Raw genomic sequence first — 18,140 nt, 5'->3', positions numbered from 1 at the left:
ACTCTCCCTGATACCTTTTCAATTAATTTTTTAAGCTTGGTAAAGATTTAGAGGGTAATAGCTTCTTTGCTTTAAGCCATCCTACTCGTAGGCGTTTTACCGTCTGTCCGTTCGGATAAACGGTGCTTAGCTGTGGGCTATGTTTACCGGGCTTGTGAGTAGATTACTCCTTGTTGGCTTTCTCGCATCAAGCAATTTCAAAAAAATTCTATTGCATGCCTCCCTACCAGTTGGTAGAGTTATTCCGTCGAACATCAACCCACGTGCAAAAATGCGTTGCACAGAGGACTTACCAAATGACAAATAACCTGAACGGTATTGACGTAGCCGCCCTGCAGCAGTTTGCCCAAGGTGTTGCTGAGGATGCGGGCAAGCGCCACGCCAGCTTTAACGTTAAGACTCAGTGGAAAGGCCAGACGCGCTCTGTGGCGAAAGTCAGTCGCTACAGCCTCGCCGGTGAGACCTATTCGCGTGATTTCGAAATCGTCGCCGATGAGCCAAATGAGTTGCTGGGCCAGAACAGTGCGCCTAACCCTCAAGAGCTGCTAATGGCCGCTCTCAACGCTTGCATGTCGGTCGGCTATGCAGCCAACGCCGCCATGATGGGTATCAAGATCCACAGTCTGGAAATTGAGACGGACGGTACCCTCGACCTGCGTGGTTTCTTGGGCCTCGACGAGAGCGTCAACCCAGGCTACGACGAAGTGAGCTTCGTCGTTCGTCTGCACACCGATGCGCCGCGTGAACGCGTGGAAGAACTGCACAAGAATGTACTCAAGACGTCGGTCAACTACGCCAACTTCTCGAAAGCCATCCGTATGGTGCCGACCCTCGAGGTTCGTGAGGACTGATTTTCATCAGGTTTGACTCTCTGAACCCTAAGAGCGCCAGCAGACGAACGATCTCTGGCGCTGCAATTTTCGAAAATTTAGTTAACTGGAGTATGAAATGAACGATTTTTTCAAAGGTAAGAAACTGCTTGTGGTAGGTGGTACCAGTGGTATGGGTCTGGAAACTGCTCGCATGGTGCTGAAAGCCGGTGGCAGCGTGGTGTTGACAGGCAGCAAGCAAGACAAGGCCGACGCCGTCCGTAACGAGTTGAGCGCGTTTGGCCCGGTTTCCGTGATAGTCGCAAACCTCATGACTGAAGAAGGCATGAATTTCGTTCGAAATGAAATCAACGCCAACCACAGCGATATCAGCCTGATGGTGAATTCCGCTGGCATTTTCATTCCCAAAGCCTTCACCGAACACGACGAAGCTGAGTACGACATGTACCTGTCTCTCAATCGTGCGACGTTCTTTATCACCCAAACAGTGGTCAAGAACATGCTCGCCGCCAAGCGCGAAGGATCAATCGTCAACGTCGGCTCCATCGGTGCACAGGCTGCATTGGCAGGTTCGCCGGCCTCTGCCTACTCCATGGCGAAGGCAGGTCTCCACGCCCTGACCCGTAACCTGGCAATTGAATTGGCTCACTCGGGTATCCGCGTCAACGCAGTCTCGCCAGGGATCGTTCACACCTCGATTTATGAAGGTTTCATGGACAAAGAGGCGATCCCAGAAGCGATGAAGTCGCTGAACGATTTCCACCCACTGGGTCGAGTTGGTGTTCCTGAGGATGTGGCCAACACCATCGTGTTCCTGCTGTCGGACAAGACATCCTGGGTGACCGGTGCTATCTGGGACGTGGATGCGGGAATCATGGCCGTTCGTGCCTGATTTCAGCTAACGCTGTCTGATGGAAGTCGCCTAAGTCGACTTCCATTCCATCACCAAGAGTGCTGGGAGGTGCAATGGCTCGAACGTTCATCCAAGGCCATTTGACTGGCCCAGCTGGCAGCAGCCTGCCAGCTTTTGGTGTAGGGCGGCTGAAGGCTAGCCGCAGGAGTTTTCAATGTCAGTTTCGACAAGAGCAGCGCTGTTAAAAGTCGCGGAAACCCAGATGAGGTCTAAGGGCTACTCAGCGTTTAGTTATGCTGATCTAGCCGCGACGATTGGCATTAGAAAAGCCAGCATTCATCATCACTTCCCGACCAAAGAGTGTCTCGGTCAAGAGTTGATCAAGGACTCTTTCAATCGCTTCGATGCGACCATTCGGTCAATCGAAGACGCCGATGAAGATCCCTTGTTGCGGCTTCGAGCGTTTTCCCGTCTTTTCGTCGTCAGTGCGAATGAAGGGCTTCTACCTTTGTGTGGCGCACTGGCGGCAGAAATGGCAGCACTGCCTTTATCGCTTCAAGTGCTTACTCGAGTTTTTTTCGAGACACAACTTGACTGGCTACAGAGAACCATCAGTGAGGCAGCAATTCAGAAAGGATGGTTACTGGCCAAGCCCGCTCAATCCTATGCATTTATGCTGTTGAGTGCATTAGAGGGGGCGAGTCTTATTGATTGGACATTAGGCCGATCGGCAGATCCCTTGGCTGGGTTCGACTGCTTACTCGAATCGCTGGAGCGATCAGCCGCGATGTCTGCTCGTGAGATCAAACATACCAGTGGCCATCAAACGAATTGTTAACAGTCGCTTTAAGTCTTTCCTCAATAGCGACGGCCTCTTTATTCCCTTCAATACAGAGTGATTTATGAGCAGTGATTCGAAGAAATTCGTAATAGATATTTGGTCTGATTACGTCTGTCCTTGGTGCTGGGTCGCTAAGCGTCGTTTTGAAAAAGCGCTTGAAAACTTTCCTCACAAGGACAGCGTTCAAGTCAACGTTAGAGCTTACCGTCTTGCCCCGAACCATGTTGCTGAGCCTATGGTAGGAGCCCTCAAACGTAAATTGGGTAGTCCAACCGCCGCTGTAACCATGATGAGTACGGTTAAGCAATATGGCCAATCTTCGGGGCTTGATTACCGTTTCGAAACCATGCTGTTTGGTGACACTGCGGACGCGCACGTATTGGTCAAAGCAGTCGAAGATGTAGCAGTGAAGAAGAACCTGGTGGAAGCGCTCTATGAGCAAAGTACCACCCAGGGTAAATCGCTCTTTGACAGAAAAAGTTTAGAGGCGATAGCGAAGTCTGTAGGGGTATCTGATGAGTCGATTCGACTCGCGTGGTCATCCCCGGATCTGCGCCTTCAGATGCAGGAAGACGAGCGCGCGGCGGCCCAATTCGGCTCAGGCGTTCCATTTTTTGTGTTCAATAATGCATTTTCCATGGCGGGTGCTCAGCGTCCAGAAGACTTTCTCCAAGCATTGAATCAAATGTATTTGGAAGCAAAGGGCGAGGAGGAGTCGTTCAGCGGTCAAGTCTGCGGTATTGATGGGTGTAATTGATGCTAGAGACTTTGCGGCACCTGTTGGTGCTGCAATCTCTATATTTGAAGTGGTGTTGTGGGTGAGGTGCAAATGAACCGTATCGTAGACTTGAAAGCCGAACAGTTCGCCAGATTCGTTGCAAAAGGCAGCAGTGTCGTGCTGTTTTCGGCGTCTTGGTGCAAGCCATGCCAGGAAATGAAGCCGGTCTTTCACGACTTGGCTGACAAGCTGCATTCTCGCGCGGCCTTCGGAAGGATTGATGTGGCTGTTTCGCCGACGATTTCCCAAATGTACGGTATCCGGTCAGTGCCATCCTTGGCGATTTTTCACGAAGGGCGGTTGCGTTTAGTCTTGGCCGGCTCTCGATCGGTTGCCGCGTTGAAGAAAGCAATCTTGGCTGACTTAAAGGACGTCTTTTAGACTGACCTCAGAATGGCTTTAAATTTTTCGACGTTCGTTTAGCTATCTTTCTCTTCCGCCTTGGCTCGACTTTGATCCGGCCAGTTATTGATCGGATGAGCTCGATCTTCGTTGAAAATTTCCGTCAGAAGGGCGTTGGCCCGCTTGTATGCGTCGTACTTGAACTCAGTATCGTCCTCGGGCTGCGCGGCCATTTCTTCAAGCATTTCCTGGTTCAGGCGGCGGAATCGATCCGCGCGTTCACGGGCCTCGTAGCGCCCGACGCCCAGTTGCTCCAGCGCTCTGCGTCCAAGGGACAAAGCGCTTTCAAAAGTCTCCCGCTCAACTGCCTCTATGCCCATCTGGCGTAGGGTAATGATGTGCCCCATATCGCGAGCGCGCACCACCAGCTTCAGGGAGGGAAAATGCTCTTGGGCCAGCCGAGTCAGTGCCAGGTTATCTTCCTGATTGTCGATGGCGTTGATCAGCACCACTGCTTGAGCAGCACCGGCGGCGTGCAGCAAATCAAGACGGGTCGCGTCGCCGTAGAACACCTTGACCCCAAACTTGCGCAACGTCTCGATATGATCGGGATCATGATCCAGCACCACTACCTCAAAGCCACAGGACATTAAGAGACGGCCCGCGATTTGGCCGAATCGACCAAATCCGGCGATGATTACCCGAGGATTGCGCTGGTCGATGGTGTCAGCCTCTTGGTTGCCCTGTTTACTTGCGGACTCCAAGCGATTGAGCACTAGGATCAGCAGAGGTGTGACGCACATAGACAGTGCTACCGCCAAGGTCAGGCTTTTACCCCAAGGGTCGACCAGGATGCCGGCAACCGTTGCTGCGCCAAACACGACGAAGGCGAACTCACTGCCTTGACCCAGAAATACCGCCTGCCAAGAGCGTTGTTCAGTCGGGACACTCAAGAAGCGACCAAGGAGCTTGATCACCAGCAGCTTGATCAGGATAAAACCCAAGGTCAGCGTCAAGACTTTCAGCGGTGCATCAATCAACGTACCGAAGTCGATCGACATTCCGACGCCAATAAAGAACAAACCGAGCAGCAGTCCCTTGAATGGCTCGATGTCACTTTCCAGCGCGTGCCGGTATTCCGAGCTGGCTAACAGGACACCGGCGAGAAAGGCGCCCATGGCCATGGACAATCCTGCCTCTTCCAGCAACAACCCAAATCCGAACACCAGAAATAGCGCAACGGCACTGAAGATTTCGCGCAAGCCTGAGCGCGCCACGAAGCGCAGGACGGGTCGGGAAACGTACTGACCTAAGAGCACCACCGCGACGATCGCACCGACGATTTTCGCGATGGACAACGCGAGTTCCGCGCCGGTAGGCGTACCACCATTTGCGGCTAACAATGGAATCATCGCGACCAGCGGAATCGCCGCGATGTCCTGGAACAACAGCACGGCAAAGCTGCTGCGACCCACGGCGGTCGGGATCATGTTTCGCTCGTTCATGGCCTGCATGGCGATGGCGGTCGACGACAGACTCAGCGTCAACCCCACCAACAGTGCTGCTGTCCAGTTCAAGCCAAGTGCGGCGCAAAACACGGCAATTGCTGTACCACACGCAAGCATTTGCAGGGCACCGCCACCGAACACCATGCGGCGCATCGCCCAAAGGCGCTTGGGGTCAAGTTCGAGACCAATGATGAACAGCATCAAGACCACGCCGATTTCAGCAAAATGCAGAATGGATTCCACATCCGTTACCAGCTTCAGGCCCCACGGGCCGATCAGGCAGCCGGCCAATAGATAACCCAGAACCGGGCCAAGTCCTAATCGAACGGCGATTGGGACTATCAAGGCAGCCGAGCCCAAGTAAATGAGCATTTCAATCAGACTGTGAGTCTCCATATCAATCTTCCTTCCAGGAGGCCAAGCGCGCGTAATAGTGCTCGATTTGTGAGTGTAGGGAGTCGGGTTCAGCTGCATACGCGCCGTGCACCACGACAGGATTCAGCCAGCGCATGTTGCAATAGATTGCCGTTGCGTGGAGGGGTTGAGCCAACACCGAGAAACCTGGGTGGTCGCCTATTTGGAAATGATCGTGCTCACCACCCGTCGTGACGGCCCACAGCAGCCTCTTATCTTTGAGGGCGACAGAGCCTTTGCCGTATGCCCAACCGTGAGTGAATACTTTATCGATCCATAATTTCAAAAGGGGCGGGGAGCTGTACCAATACATCGGATGTTGCAATACGAGCAGCTGTGCTTGATCGACCGCTCTCTGTTCAGCCTCAACGTCAATATTGAAGTCCGGATAAAGGTCGTACAGGGAGCGTATGACTATGTCCGGATTGCCGGATACGCGTTCGAGCATTGCTTGATTAACAAGTGATTTTTCGGGGTAGGGATGAGCGTAAATGATAAGAATCAAGATGACCTCCAGGATGTCCGTTAGGTCGATGAGCGATAGAACCCACCCCATGTAAAGGATGGTTTTCGTTCAAGCACTTTGAGGCCAATTAATGTCCTTTTGAATGAAAAAGCCCTCCCTGGAGAAGATGCCAAGTCCCAAGGAACGAGATGCAGCAAATCCAGAGAAGGCTTGATTATCAGGGCAGCAATTTATTTGCCAGCTTGTAGCTTAAGCACCTTCTCTGCGGTGATTGGCTCTCCTGCAATGCCCCAACTGCCGCTTTTGACTTCCTCGAAAAGCACCCACGTGAGGGGACGCATGTTTTCGCCTTCGACCGATACCATGGCCTCGGTAACTTTATGAATCGCCTCGGCTTTTTGTTCTTCCGTGAAGACGCCTTCGATACCTTTAATAATGACTAACGGCATAGTGTGCTCCATTTCAATAAGGGCTATAGGTCAGTACCGAAGACGCCCATATCTTCGTGACTTTGGGGCGCGGGTTCTATCCGGTCTTTACAGCAGACATGACTGGTAGGCTCCGCATTACGACAGGCCTGCCCACGCAGAACTCAACGTAGGCTTTGCCTTAAAGCAATTACGCTTCGGCCGGAACCGGCTGAGCAGCGTTAGCGTAAGTCGGATAGTCGGTGTAACCCTTGTCAATCGAATCGCTGACGCCGTAGTAGGTTGCGCGATCGCCTTCCGCCAATGGCCAGCCGTTCTGCATACGCTCTACCAGATCAGGGTTGGCAATGTAGGCGGTGCCGAAAGCAATCAGGTCGAGTTCACCTTTGGCCAGTTCAGACTCTGCGATCTCTTTGGTGAAGCCGCCAGCAGCCATCAAAGTGCCTTTGTAAGCTTCACGGAATGCAGCGCCGAAACCCGGAGGTGTTTGCGCGGCGAGGATGGTTGGTTGGTAGTTCAGGTGAACGAACGCTAGTTCCCGTTCATTGAGGGCTGCCGCCATGCTCATCCAGGTTTCTTCTTCACCGTCGTACACGCCAAAGTCATACAGGCGGCCAAACGGCGAGAAACGGACACCAATCTGGGAACTACCGATTTCAGCAGCAATTGCGTCAATGGTCTCCAGCAGGAAGCGCTGACGGTTGGCAATGGAGCCACCGTACTGGTCGGTTCGAGTGTTCAGGGCGCTGCTCAGGAACTGATCGAACAGAAAGCCGTTCGCCGCCATGATTTCGATACCATCAAAACCTGCGTCCATTGCCATCCGCGCAGATTTCACAAAGTCGGCGATAACGCGTTTTACTTCCTCAGTTTCCAGAGCACGTGGTGCGCTGGGTTGAACCGGGCCTGATTTGCCAGGCTCGATCCACGCATACACCGTGGTATCAACCGCAGGCACCGTACCCGAGGAGACTGGCACCATGCCATGCACCGAAACATGAGACATACGGCCAACGTGCCAGAGCTGCGCAAAAATCTTCCCACCCTTGGCATGCACGGCTTCAGTGACTTTGCGCCAGCCTGGCAAGTGCTCATCTTCGTAAATGCCTGGGGTGTACAGATAGCCGCGAGCCTCGTCGGAGATAGGCAGGCCTTCGGTGATCAGCAAACCGGCAGAAGCACGTTGCGCGTAATACAGTGCGTTGGATTCATTTGGAATGTTGTTCAGGGTACGGGTGCGGGTCATCGGCGCCATGACAACACGGTTTTTCAGCGCAATGCCTGACAAATCGTAAGGGGTGAACAGCTTATTCATGATTAATCTCGACGTCGTTAAAGAGTTGAAGGGCGAAGAAAGATTTATGACTTGTCGAAGGCGTCGAGCACGTGAGTGCTGTAGACCAGCGCAGCCCCTGCGTTCATGTTGATTGCTACGCCCAAAGCTTCTGCCACCTCTTCAGTAGTTACGCCGAGCTTTTTGGCCTCTGCAGCGTGAAACGCGATGCAGCCATCACAGCGGGTGGTCACCGCTACGGCTAACGAAATCAGTTCGCGTGTTTTGGCGTCCAGCTGGTTTGTTTTCGCGCCAGCACCTCCTAGCGAAGCCATGCCTTTCAAGGTCTCAGGGGACAGGCTATTCAGCTGTACCAGGCGCGCATTGATGTCTTGACGAGTTTGCTTCCAATCTTGCATAGGATTCTCACGTGGGCGTTAACGCCCTGCAGGTTCATGGGGATAATTTTGAATCTGAATATACGCTACCATCTAGTTGGTAGGCGTGCAACGAGAAAAACGACAATCGGCGTCATCATGTCATTTTGAAGGTGACTGCGGGCGACACGTAGCTGCACAGCTAGGATGACTGGTCGGCCTTAAATCTGCTATTGATGACCTACCTAGTGAATGGTAGCGTTTATGTAGAGGGCCGATCTCGGACGGGCGGCGCCCAGCGCTATCAACCCTCCCAAAAGCCCTATAGTTAGTAGGAGTCGCTGATGAACTACCTTGCACATCTCCACTTAGGCGGTCAGGAGCCACAGCAGCTGCTGGGGAGTCTCTATGGGGATTTTGTAAAGGGGACGTTTTTAGGAAATTTCTCTACGCAGACTGAAGAGGCAATCAGGCTGCATCGGCGAATTGATGCTTTTACGGATTCCCATCCACTGGTTAGAAGGGCGCTGGAGCGATTTCCTGTCACAAGACGTCGCTACGCAGGTATCGCCCTCGACATGTTTTTTGATCATTGCTTGGCGCGGGATTGGGAGCGATACGCCGATCAGCCCCTGGACGTTTTTTCTCAAAAAATCTACCGACTTTTAGAGGATGAGCCCGCGTTGCCGGAGCGCTTGGCCCAGATCGCGCCATTGATCATTTCGGAAGATTGGCTTGGCGCGTATAGGGATTTTTCGATGATCGGACATGGGCTGGAAGTCATTTCCTCGCGCCTATCCCAACCAGAAGGCTTACGTGGGGCATACGAAGAGCTGACAGCTCTGTATGAGCCGCTAAGTGCAGATTTCCTAGAGTTCTATCCATTGCTGTGGCAGTACGCCCAACCCGGTTCGGAATTAGGAAAAAAATTGCCAATTCCGATGGTTAGCGTTTAGACCAGGCAGCTCGTCTGGATACGAAGAGCTGCCTCTGAAGCTGATTTAGTCTGGAATAAAATCAAGCGGTACTTCGCTTGTTGATTTTATTTCTTCCATTGCAAACATGGACGTGATGTTCGCTACGGGTAGCTGACCGATGATTTTTTTATAAAGTACGTCATAGGCTTGAATATCCGGCAAGAAAGCGCGGATCAGATAATCAACCTCACCGCTCATCCGATAGATATCAACAATTTCTGTCATATCGCGAGTCGCTTGATAGAAACGATCTATCCATTCAATGGAGTGCTCTCGAGTTTTGATCATGATGAATACTGTCACTTTTGCATTCAGCGTCGTTCTGTCGAGGATCGCGACACGTTTCTTGATGAAACCTTGCTGTTCCAAACGCTGAATTCTGCGCCAGCAAGGCGTCATGGAAAGCCCGACCTGCTCTGCGAGCTCGGTTACGGGTTGAGTAGCGTCGCGCTGAAGGCCCGCCAATATTCGACGATCGATACGGTCTAGACGGGAGGAGCGATCCGGCAGCTTTGAAGAACTGGTCATTTACACAGCCTCGAAAAAATATTGCACAGATAGAGAAAACATTGGAAGTAGCTTCCAAGTCAAGAGGCTGAGGTGTGGAAACTTTGCAATAGTTTACCTATTGTCAAATGGTAGTCTTTTTTCAACAGCGAGACGGATCGAGCGGAGTGCTTCATCAGGGAGAAAAAAAGAGGTGCGTCCCAGCCCCAAAGCGGGCGCGCTGAAAATAACAAGAGGCTCAGAGGGCCATCCCCTCAAATCTGCGCATGGCCAGCGCATCACTGGGAGATACCGATATGATTTTCAAACGTATGGGCATGCGTCTGTTACCGGCATTGGTTCTAGTAGGAGTGGTTTCCGCATCGTCAGGCGTTTACGCCGAGGGAGAGGGGGATGGCATATGGGCCGCAGCCCAAAAATCTGGATCTATTCGATGTGGCACGGCGGAGGCTCCGCCCTACATCATGAAAGACCCGGCCACCGGGGAGTATTCAGGTTTCTTTGTCGACGCTTGCAGAGAGTTCGCTGAAATACTGAAGGTCAAGCCGGTCTTTGTGGACACCAGTTGGGACAACATGATAGCTGGCTTGCAATCCAGAAAATGGGATTTGGCACCGGCACTTACGGCTACCCCGCAACGTGCGCTTTCTATCGTGTTCTCTAAAAACCTTTCAGCTACCGAATCGACCTTTATTTACAACCAGAAAAATCCCAAGACGAATCAGCCTAAGGGAGTTGCTGATATCGACCAACCGGGAGTCACCATCGCGGTGTCATCTGGCACGGCTCAGGATAAGTCTTTAACGGCCATCATCAAAAACGCATCGATCATGCGGCTGCCTGGCCCCGACGAAATCCGTTTGGCTGTTATGTCAAAACGAGCTGATGTGATTTTCGATACATCGGCAGCTAATGACCTTTTCGCCGCTTCTCACCCTGACTGGGCAGTAGTTCTTAGACCTGTACCAGCGATCGATAAAAAAGGGGTTTCGTTCGGCCTACGGCGCGATACCTCATACGCTGATCTTCAAGTATTAGACCTTTATATCAATGATGCCGTCGCGACCGGTCATATGGATGAGCTAATCAAGAAAGCTATTGCGCACGAGACTAAATAATTTCCTTGTGAGTGGTAGTGGCTGTCTGAATTTGGAGTAGAAGCTAATGGCAAATGCAAACTATCTCGTAGAAATGAAGGGGCTGCACAAGAGCTACGCAGGCGGCGTAAAACCTGTGCTGCAAGGTTTGGACATTAGCATGTGCCCTGGTGACCGTGTCGTCGTGATTGGGCCGAGTGGTGGCGGAAAAAGTACGTTGCTACGAGTGTTGATGGGGCTAGAAGATATTGATAAAGGCCAATTACTGTTTCAAGGTAAAAACTATATTACGACTGATAAGTTCGGAAGAACCGTAATTGATAAGGATATTCGTCGCAACATCGGTATGGTTTTCCAGCATTACACTTTGTTTCCGCATCTGAATATTTTACAAAATCTGACACTTGCGCCGATCAAGGCTCGAGGAGAGTCAAGACAATCGGCAGAACAGCGAGCACGTGGTTTGTTGGTCAGATTTGGATTGGAAGGAAAGGAAAAAGCCTATCCAGCCCACCTGTCTGGTGGACAAAAGCAGCGAGTGGCCATCGCTAGGGCTTTAATGCTCGACCCAAAATTGATGCTGTTCGACGAAGTTACGTCGGCTCTTGATCCTGAGCTTGTCGCTGAAGTCGAGCAAGTCATTATGCATTTGGCTGAACAATCCATGCCTATGGTGATAGTGACTCACGATATGCACTTTGCCAAAAACATTGCCTCTCGGGTGATCTTCTGCGCTGGCGGAGTAGTGGTCGAAGACGGGCCTCCTGAGCAGGTACTCGGTAGGCCGAAGGAAGCTCGAACGAGAGAGTTCATTCAGCGAGTCTTTCATATTGGCGAGACTGAAGGAGTCAAACGTGAACTATCAATTTGATTTGTTCTTTATCGCGGACGGGCTCTGGCCACTACTGAAAGGGTTAGTCGTAACCCTACAGCTCACCGTGGCGGCGAACATCATAGGATTGACTCTGGGTTTCGTTATTGCGCTCCTGGTAATGAGCCCCAATCCGATACTCCGCTGGCCATTCACTCTGTTCATTGAGTTCTTTCGCTGTACTCCTGCGCTTGTCCAGATAGTATGGTTTTTCTACTGCATACCGATCATCTTCGATGTTTACATAGACGCATTGACGATGGGGATCTTGGCCATTGGACTTAATCTCGCAGCGTTCAACGCAGAAGCGTACAGGGCGGCAATCCAGGGAGTGCAAAGTAATCAGTACGACGCAACTATTGCGTTAGGTCTCTCTCCGTTTCAACGAACAGTCTATGTAGTCTTGCCCCAAGCATTTCGATCGGCTCTACCCGTGTTGGTTGCAAATGGTATCGGCGCTTTTCAGCAAACGGCACTCGTTGCGATCGTCGCCTTGCAAGATTTAATGTACATGGGAAAAATCTTGGCCACCGATACCTATCGCCCTATCGAAGTGTTCACGGTTATTGCACTCATATATTTTGCGATATCGTTCCCAATATCTCAGCTCGTAGAATACATAGAGCGCCGCGGTAAAGCGGAAAACTCATGAGGATGCGGCCATGGAACTAGATTTTTCAGTAATCTTCGATTACAAGGCTGCGTTGTTTTTTGGCCTTTTATTAACTCTAAAGCTCACAGTAATCTGTGTGGTATTGGGTTGCGCTTTAGGCTTTATCGTGGCCATAGCTCGCAGCTCAAAAAACAAAATTATATATGGGGTTAGTACCGTATATGTGGCGCTGTTTCGCGGCACTCCAGTGCTAATTCAGTTGTTTTGGATATTTTTCTGCTTACCTCTTTTATTGGGTGTTGAACTCTCGAACCTGACTTGTGGAATCATCGCGCTTACGTTGTATATGGCGGCGATAACCAGTGAGACGTTCCGTGCATCGTTCAGCTTCGTTAGTAAAGAACAACATGATGCGGGGGTTGCTCTCGGACTGACTTACCGTGTCCATACATTGTACGTTCTTCTACCGCAGGCGCTCCTCAGAGCGGCTCCCACGCTTTTATCGAATTGCACTAGCTTGTTTAAGGAGAGTGCACTCGTCTCCGCTGTGGGTATGGCAGATTTGATGTTCGTTAGTCAAAATATATCTAACCGAACAGGGCATCCGGTGGAACTCTTGACCGCTGCTGCAGTAATTTATTTTGTAATTGCGTTTCCTATTACTCGCGCTGTCACGGCGCTGGAGCGGAAAATTTTGCATACCATGGCTATTTAGTTAAGCAAAAAAAACCAACCCTTTGTAGCGATTGAAAACAGTTAATAAATTAAGCGCTCGTAGCGAAGTAGGATGACTATGTTTAATGGCGATAGACCTTTCATTAGCGGACAAGAATCTGAAATCAACCATTCAATGTGGTCTGCGACCGGTGGGGAAAAGCCAGAAAGCGTGATTCTGGCGCGGCAAGAGTCCTGCGATGTCTTGATCATTGGCGGCGGATTCAATGGCGTGACTGCTGGGCTCCACTGTGCAGAACGCGGCGCTAGGACAATATTGGTTGAAGCCCAAGAAATTGGTTCTGGTGCTAGCGGACGGAACGCAGGGCAGGTAAATCCTGGTCAGTTTCTCTCGCCGGAACAAATTCTTCGTGCGCTCGGCCCGGATTACGGTCAGCTCTTTTTGAAGGAGTTGGGCAGCGCGCCTGACGTCGTCCGTCAACTGATACGCGATTACGGTATTGACTGTGCCGCTGACGAAAGGCCTATCATCCGCTGTTCAACGTCTCCTCAAAAAACACGAGAACTCGAAACCCAGGCCACGGATTGGCAAGCCTTGGGCGCGAATGTTCAGATGGTCTATGGCTCTGAACTCGAAGAGATGAACGGATCGACCCGATATAAAGCTGCACTGATCGATCATCGCGGATTTACGCTTCAACCGCTTGCCTACGTGCGCGGGTTAGCGCGAGCCGCAGTCGCCAGAGGTCTTAGAATTTCTACCGGGTCTAAAGTGACATCCCTGGAACCTTCAGGTACCGGATGGGTCGCTACCACCGGCAATACGACAATAAAAGCCGACAAGGTCATTCTCTCAACCAACGCATACAGCAATGATCTGGTACCAGGTTTCAAAGAGGAAATAATGCCTCTTGGTGCTTTTGGTATCGCCACTGCAGATCCGTTACCTCCTGAGTGGAGAGAGCGAATTTTGCCTCACTACATAGCCATGTGGGACACCCATAAGATACCGCTGTGGTTTAGATATGACCCGGTAGGGCGTCTTCATGTTGGATCTATTGGATTCCTTCCCATTCATTCGGAAGGGGATAACTGGGTAACTCGCGCAATGAAGTTTGTCTATCCTTTCGCGCCTACATTCAAATGGGGCTATCGGTGGTCAGGCACGCTTGGCCAAACGGTCGACAGATTGCCGCATCTCGTTGAGCCGCGCCCGGGCATCTTTGCAACCATCGGATGTAATGGGCGAGGCATTGCGCCAAATGCCTATTTCGGAAAAATGCTGGCTAAAATCGCACTCGGCGATGATGTAATCACTCCGTTGCCATTAAGAACGTCTTCGAAATATCCAATGCGTGAGATCGCATTAGAAGCGTATGACGCTGGAATTCGTTTCTATCGCAATACGTTACTTTTTACGTAACCAGGACGAAAAAAATTTGTGGGCTCTGCAGTGTTGTTGGAGGTCTTTGTTCACGCATTAGCGAATACTTGGAAAATATTTCCAAAAGTATAGCTTTTTTGAGAAGTCTATTCGGTTTTGCTTGGCTTTAGCGGTGAAGATTGGAAACTGCTTTTAGTGAAGGAAGAATACACTGACTTTATCAAGCAGGATTAGCGAAAGAGCGATATGAGTGGCCTCTAGGGCTGTTTGCGACGAGATGACCTATATTTCGGATCTATGTAGATAGGTGAAGAAAAATGAGTGTGAAATCAACAGAATGTAGTGCTCTTGATGAATTGGCGTCCAGGGTACAGGCCGATCTCCATGTTCTACGTTTTCCCCATGACCCTTGGGTGCTGCCCAAGACGCACCCTAGCGGCAAGCATGTCTATGACGTGGCGATCATCGGGGGAGGCCAAGGCGGGCTGGCAATCGCGGCGGGTCTTTTGCGCGAACGGGTTGATAACATCGTTGTTTTTGATCAGCAGCCTAAGGGACTGGAAGGCCCATGGAACAATACGGCGCGGATGCGCACTTTGCGTACCGTAAAGCATTTGCCAGGTATTGATGCGTCCTTAACCAGTCTTGCACCTCAAGCCTGGTACACAGCCAAATACGGTGAAGAGGCTTGGGAAGAGCTGGTCAAGATTCCGAAAGGGGACTGGCAAGAGTATCTTACATGGTGTCGCGATACGCTGAAGATTCCAGTCGAGAATCTTACTGGTGTATCCAACGTTATTCCAGAAGACAAACTGTTTCGACTAGAGCTGAACAGATTTGACGGTCGAGGGGAAATATCGTCTCGCGAGTTTGTTTATGCTCGCAGAGTGGTTGTTGCGACGGGCGTTGATGGCAGCGGGGCATGGCATGTACCCAACTTTATCTCATCGGCACTGCCCAAAGATCGATATGCTTCTTCAGGAGAGCATATTGATTTTTCCAAGCTTGTAGGGAAGAAGATAGCTGTTCTCGGTGCAGGCGCATCTGCATTCGATAACGCTTCGACCGCGCTTGAGGCAGGTGCGTTAGAAGCAACTGTTTGTATTCGTCGCAAGGATATCCAGCGTATTAATCCTCAGATCTGGATGGCAAAAGCAGGGTTCCTTAATCATTACGCTGATATGGACGATTCCCTGAAGTGGAAATACATGCGGCATATGTTCAGGTACAACATTCCAGCTCCGCAGGACGCCTACAATCGATTGTCAGGCCTAGAAGGTGCAAGCGTTCGTACCAATGCGGCCTGGGAAGGGGTGAAACTCGTAATTGATGACGGAAAAGAACAAGTTGAGGTCTCCCTTGCGTCTGGAGACAAGCTCAAAGTGGACTATTTGATCGTCGCCGTCGGTTTTGTGAATGATTTTTCTCTACGCCCGGAGCTTTCAAGCATTGCCAATAGCATAGCACTCTGGCAAGACAAATATAGCCCGGCTCATGGGGAGGAAGATGCTCAAATTTCCAGTCATCCCTACTTGGGTGAGAATTTTGAGTTTGTCGAGAAAAGGTCTGGGGAAACTCCCTACATTTCGAAGATATTCAATTTTACCTATAGCGCGCTCGTCAGTATGGGGCTTTCCGGCTCCGCTATCAGCGGCTTTAGATATTCGGTTCCTCGCGCGGTTCGTGGTATCACCAAATCGCTATATCTTGAGGATGCTGAAGAAATTTATAATAAATTTACCGATTATGCTGAGCTTGAAATAGTAGGGGTCGTTCCCTTCAATAATTCAACTCAAAAAAGAAAAGCTTTCGCTGATTGAGTTAAGTGTTGTTGTTCAGTTCATGAAAGGTATCGGCAATCGGTACCTTTACTAATATCGAAGCTGTGAATTTTAATATTCTAAAAAGGGTAGGGTGTTTTTATGAAAAATATTTCCACTTTGTTAGCGCCTGCTGCCGTCGGCCCATATTCGCAAGCAGTATGCCATGGCGAATATCTGTTTGTTTCGGGACAACTCGGTATCGACCCTTCCAAGGGAGAGCTAGTGGCGGAAGATGCCATGCTTCAAATGAAACAGTGCCTCAGCAATATTTCAGCGATTGCTGGAGCAGCAGGTACTGATATTTCAAAGACTATCAAAACAACAATAATGGTTACGAACTTAGGTGATTTCGCCAGGTTGAATGAAGTGTATGCGACCTATTTCTCTTCACCGTTCCCCGCTCGAGCCACGTTCGAGGTTTCCGCACTTCCGAAAGGAGCCCTCGTCGCAGTAGACGCAATTGTCGCATTGGACTGAATGTTGAATTAGTGGCCAAAACAGGATATTTATGAATCTTAATCTCGGAAATCAGGATAAAGAGTGGACTCGCTGGGCGATCGGCGTGTTGCAGGGGGATGCTAATCGCTCTGCCGATACACATCTGATTCCTTTGGATTTTAATGGGCTACCTGGGATATCGATTTATCTGAAAGATGAGTCTACTCACCCTACAGGTAGTCTGAAGCACCGCTTGGCACGATCGCTTTTCCTGTATGGCATCTGCAATGGCTGGATAAAGAAAGGTACTTTATTAGTCGAGGCATCTTCTGGTTCAACAGCTGTCAGTGAGGCGTATTTCGCTAAGCTCCTAAATCTGCCCTTTACTGCAGTAATGCAGCGCTCCACCAGTTGCCAGAAAATCGATGCTATCAATCGATTAGGGGGGACATGTCACTTTGTTGACAATCCTGGAGCTATCTATACGGTCGCCGAGCAACTTGCTCGTGAAACGGGTGGTCATTATTTAGATCAGTTTACAAATGCAGAGCGCGCTACTGACTGGCGCGGCAATAATAACATTGCCGAAAGTATATTTTCGCAAATGGCAATGGAGCAAGATCCTGAACCAGCTTGGGTGGTTATGAGTGCCGGCACTGGAGGAACATCAGCCACAATCGGAAGGTATATCAAGTATAAGCATCTGAATACTCGACTTTGTGTAGTTGACGTTGAACATTCCGCTTTCTACGAATCCTACGATACTGGGGATAAGGCGAGCACTTGTGCGACTCCGTCTCGCATCGAAGGTATTGGTCGGCCTAGGGTAGAGCCTTCGTTCATCCCTGATGTCATCGATCACATGATCAAGATTCCAGACGCCGCTTCACTTGCTGCCATGCACGTTCTTTCAGAGCGGTTATCGCGCCGTGTTGGTGGTTCTACGGGAACCAATTTCTTTGGTGTTTGTTGTATTGCGGAGCAAATGCGCTCACAGAAACAGACAGGTTCGATAGTGTCGGTAATTTGCGATTCGGGAGATCGTTATGCCTCTACATATTACGATGCTGATTGGCTTAAAGAAGCCAATATTGACATAAGGCCTTATGAGAAATATTTGAATTTGTTTCTCGACGGAAAGAGTTCGGATGTGTCACTGATCAGCCTTTGTAAAAATATATGCGGCAGTAGTGTTGTGGCTCATTGTTAGTTATTAATAAATTGATGGCTCTTATGCAAGCGTTAAATAATTAGGCACCTGGTTCTTAAAAACAGGTGCCTTTCGGTGTGCGCCAATGGGTTTCTTGGGGATCAGCCGATGATCACTTCGCTGATCTGAATGATGGGCTTGAGACTGGTGTAATTGGCGATGTCCGCTCCGATAGCCTTGGCATGCGGCCCGAATGCAGAGGCGAACGCGTCGAGTGATTCGAAGAAGAGATGACCTATCGCAATGTAGCTTGGAGCGCTTCCAGGCACTGGGCCTTGAAGGCCTTTCTCAATAGTAAAGTGACTGCAGGCCCCGGCCATCTTCTGCTGAATCATCGTCATATGCTGCTCACGATAGTAATCGAAGTCGAAGGTTGCGCCAGCTTCATTCGGGTACAGAATGCTTACGTCAATCATTGGGTGTATTTCCCTGGTT

21 protein-coding genes are annotated in these 18,140 nt (G+C 50.4%); 14 read left to right on the top strand and 7 right to left on the bottom strand.

Annotated elements, in window-relative coordinates; all coding sequences use genetic code 11:
- Positions 1 to 296 precede the first annotated feature (296 nt).
- The 5 genes from MMG91_RS07315 to MMG91_RS07295 all read left to right on the top strand — a co-directional run bounded on the left by MMG91_RS07315 (position 297) and on the right by MMG91_RS07295 (position 3,683).
- Positions 297 to 851 (top strand): OsmC family protein, encoded by a 555-nt coding sequence (locus tag MMG91_RS07315; RefSeq protein ID WP_008015738.1) that lies wholly within the window; start codon positions 297 to 299, stop codon positions 849 to 851.
- 97 nt (positions 852 to 948) lie between these two features.
- Positions 949 to 1,722 carry an SDR family NAD(P)-dependent oxidoreductase gene (locus tag MMG91_RS07310; protein ID WP_008015737.1) on the top strand — a complete coding sequence of 258 codons (774 nt, stop codon included), beginning with the start codon at positions 949 to 951 and terminating at the stop codon, positions 1,720 to 1,722.
- A gap of 175 nt (positions 1,723 to 1,897) precedes the next feature.
- Positions 1,898 to 2,521 (top strand): TetR/AcrR family transcriptional regulator, encoded by a 624-nt coding sequence (locus MMG91_RS07305; protein WP_008015736.1) that lies wholly within the window; start codon positions 1,898 to 1,900, stop codon positions 2,519 to 2,521.
- 64 nt (positions 2,522 to 2,585) lie between these two features.
- Positions 2,586 to 3,281, top strand: a complete 696-nt coding sequence (locus MMG91_RS07300) for a DsbA family oxidoreductase (RefSeq protein WP_105347534.1) — start codon at positions 2,586 to 2,588, stop codon at positions 3,279 to 3,281.
- A gap of 72 nt (positions 3,282 to 3,353) precedes the next feature.
- Positions 3,354 to 3,683 carry a thioredoxin family protein gene (locus MMG91_RS07295; protein WP_310659221.1) on the top strand — a complete coding sequence of 110 codons (330 nt, stop codon included), beginning with the start codon at positions 3,354 to 3,356 and terminating at the stop codon, positions 3,681 to 3,683.
- 38 nt (positions 3,684 to 3,721) lie between these two features.
- Here the strand turns inward: MMG91_RS07295 and kefC are convergent, their stop codons facing one another.
- From kefC to MMG91_RS07270, 5 genes are all read right to left on the bottom strand, one after another.
- Positions 3,722 to 5,548, bottom strand: coding sequence for a glutathione-regulated potassium-efflux system protein KefC (gene kefC, locus MMG91_RS07290; RefSeq protein WP_310659220.1), 1,827 nt, complete (start codon positions 5,546 to 5,548; stop codon positions 3,722 to 3,724).
- 1 nt (position 5,549) lies between these two features.
- On the bottom strand, positions 5,550 to 6,071 hold the full coding sequence (kefF, locus tag MMG91_RS07285) for a glutathione-regulated potassium-efflux system oxidoreductase KefF (RefSeq protein ID WP_105347782.1): 522 nt from the start codon (positions 6,069 to 6,071) through the stop codon (positions 5,550 to 5,552).
- A 191-nt stretch (positions 6,072 to 6,262) separates the two neighbouring features.
- A complete protein-coding gene (locus tag MMG91_RS07280; RefSeq protein WP_105347541.1) occupies positions 6,263 to 6,481 on the bottom strand; it encodes a 4-oxalocrotonate tautomerase family protein in 219 nt (72 codons plus the stop codon).
- A 169-nt stretch (positions 6,482 to 6,650) separates the two neighbouring features.
- Positions 6,651 to 7,775, bottom strand: a complete 1,125-nt coding sequence (locus tag MMG91_RS07275; RefSeq protein WP_105347544.1) for an alkene reductase — start codon at positions 7,773 to 7,775, stop codon at positions 6,651 to 6,653.
- Positions 7,776 to 7,819: 44 nt separating this feature from the next.
- Entirely contained in the window at positions 7,820 to 8,152 is a 333-nt protein-coding gene (locus MMG91_RS07270) for a carboxymuconolactone decarboxylase family protein (RefSeq protein WP_008015729.1), read from the bottom strand.
- Positions 8,153 to 8,454: 302 nt separating this feature from the next.
- Here MMG91_RS07270 and MMG91_RS07265 point away from each other — a divergent pair, with 302 nt between their 5' ends.
- Positions 8,455 to 9,066 (top strand): ACP phosphodiesterase, encoded by a 612-nt coding sequence (locus tag MMG91_RS07265; RefSeq protein WP_105347546.1) that lies wholly within the window; start codon positions 8,455 to 8,457, stop codon positions 9,064 to 9,066.
- A 45-nt stretch (positions 9,067 to 9,111) separates the two neighbouring features.
- On the opposite strand, the gene MMG91_RS07260 is transcribed toward MMG91_RS07265, so the two are convergent.
- Positions 9,112 to 9,615, bottom strand: coding sequence for an Lrp/AsnC family transcriptional regulator (locus MMG91_RS07260; RefSeq protein ID WP_008015727.1), 504 nt, complete (start codon positions 9,613 to 9,615; stop codon positions 9,112 to 9,114).
- Positions 9,616 to 9,890: 275 nt separating this feature from the next.
- Here MMG91_RS07260 and MMG91_RS07255 point away from each other — a divergent pair, with 275 nt between their 5' ends.
- The 8 genes from MMG91_RS07255 to MMG91_RS07220 all read left to right on the top strand — a co-directional run bounded on the left by MMG91_RS07255 (position 9,891) and on the right by MMG91_RS07220 (position 17,705).
- Positions 9,891 to 10,712, top strand: coding sequence for a transporter substrate-binding domain-containing protein (locus MMG91_RS07255; protein ID WP_310659219.1), 822 nt, complete (start codon positions 9,891 to 9,893; stop codon positions 10,710 to 10,712).
- Positions 10,713 to 10,758: 46 nt separating this feature from the next.
- The gene (locus tag MMG91_RS07250; protein WP_007987612.1) at positions 10,759 to 11,562 is read left to right on the top strand and encodes an amino acid ABC transporter ATP-binding protein; all 804 of its coding nucleotides are present in this window, start codon (positions 10,759 to 10,761) and stop codon (positions 11,560 to 11,562) included.
- On the top strand, positions 11,546 to 12,214 hold the full coding sequence (locus MMG91_RS07245) for an amino acid ABC transporter permease (RefSeq protein WP_154862820.1): 669 nt from the start codon (positions 11,546 to 11,548) through the stop codon (positions 12,212 to 12,214). Before MMG91_RS07250 ends, MMG91_RS07245 begins: the two co-directional genes overlap by 17 nt.
- Before the next feature lie 10 nt (positions 12,215 to 12,224).
- Entirely contained in the window at positions 12,225 to 12,890 is a 666-nt protein-coding gene (locus MMG91_RS07240) for an amino acid ABC transporter permease (protein WP_310659218.1), read from the top strand.
- Positions 12,891 to 12,962: 72 nt separating this feature from the next.
- A complete protein-coding gene (locus MMG91_RS07235) occupies positions 12,963 to 14,273 on the top strand; it encodes an FAD-binding oxidoreductase (RefSeq protein WP_310659217.1) in 1,311 nt (436 codons plus the stop codon).
- Between the two features lie 278 nt (positions 14,274 to 14,551).
- On the top strand, positions 14,552 to 16,054 hold the full coding sequence (locus tag MMG91_RS07230; RefSeq protein WP_310659216.1) for an NAD(P)/FAD-dependent oxidoreductase: 1,503 nt from the start codon (positions 14,552 to 14,554) through the stop codon (positions 16,052 to 16,054).
- Positions 16,055 to 16,156: 102 nt separating this feature from the next.
- Complete coding sequence (locus tag MMG91_RS07225; protein WP_019579157.1) at positions 16,157 to 16,534, top strand: Rid family detoxifying hydrolase; 378 nt, start codon at positions 16,157 to 16,159, stop codon at positions 16,532 to 16,534.
- Between the two features lie 31 nt (positions 16,535 to 16,565).
- Complete coding sequence (locus MMG91_RS07220) at positions 16,566 to 17,705, top strand: PLP-dependent cysteine synthase family protein (RefSeq protein ID WP_154862813.1); 1,140 nt, start codon at positions 16,566 to 16,568, stop codon at positions 17,703 to 17,705.
- Positions 17,706 to 17,806: 101 nt separating this feature from the next.
- On the opposite strand, the gene MMG91_RS07215 is transcribed toward MMG91_RS07220, so the two are convergent.
- Positions 17,807 to 18,121, bottom strand: a complete 315-nt coding sequence (locus MMG91_RS07215; RefSeq protein WP_310659215.1) for an EthD family reductase — start codon at positions 18,119 to 18,121, stop codon at positions 17,807 to 17,809.
- Between the last annotated feature and the right edge of the window lie 19 nt (positions 18,122 to 18,140).

Source organism: Pseudomonas sp. JL3, from assembly GCF_031570575.1.
Lineage (GTDB): Bacteria > Pseudomonadota > Gammaproteobacteria > Pseudomonadales > Pseudomonadaceae > Aquipseudomonas > Aquipseudomonas cucumis.
The sequence above is the reverse complement of the archived record's forward strand: the minus strand, read 5'-3'. Positions and strand labels throughout refer to the sequence as shown.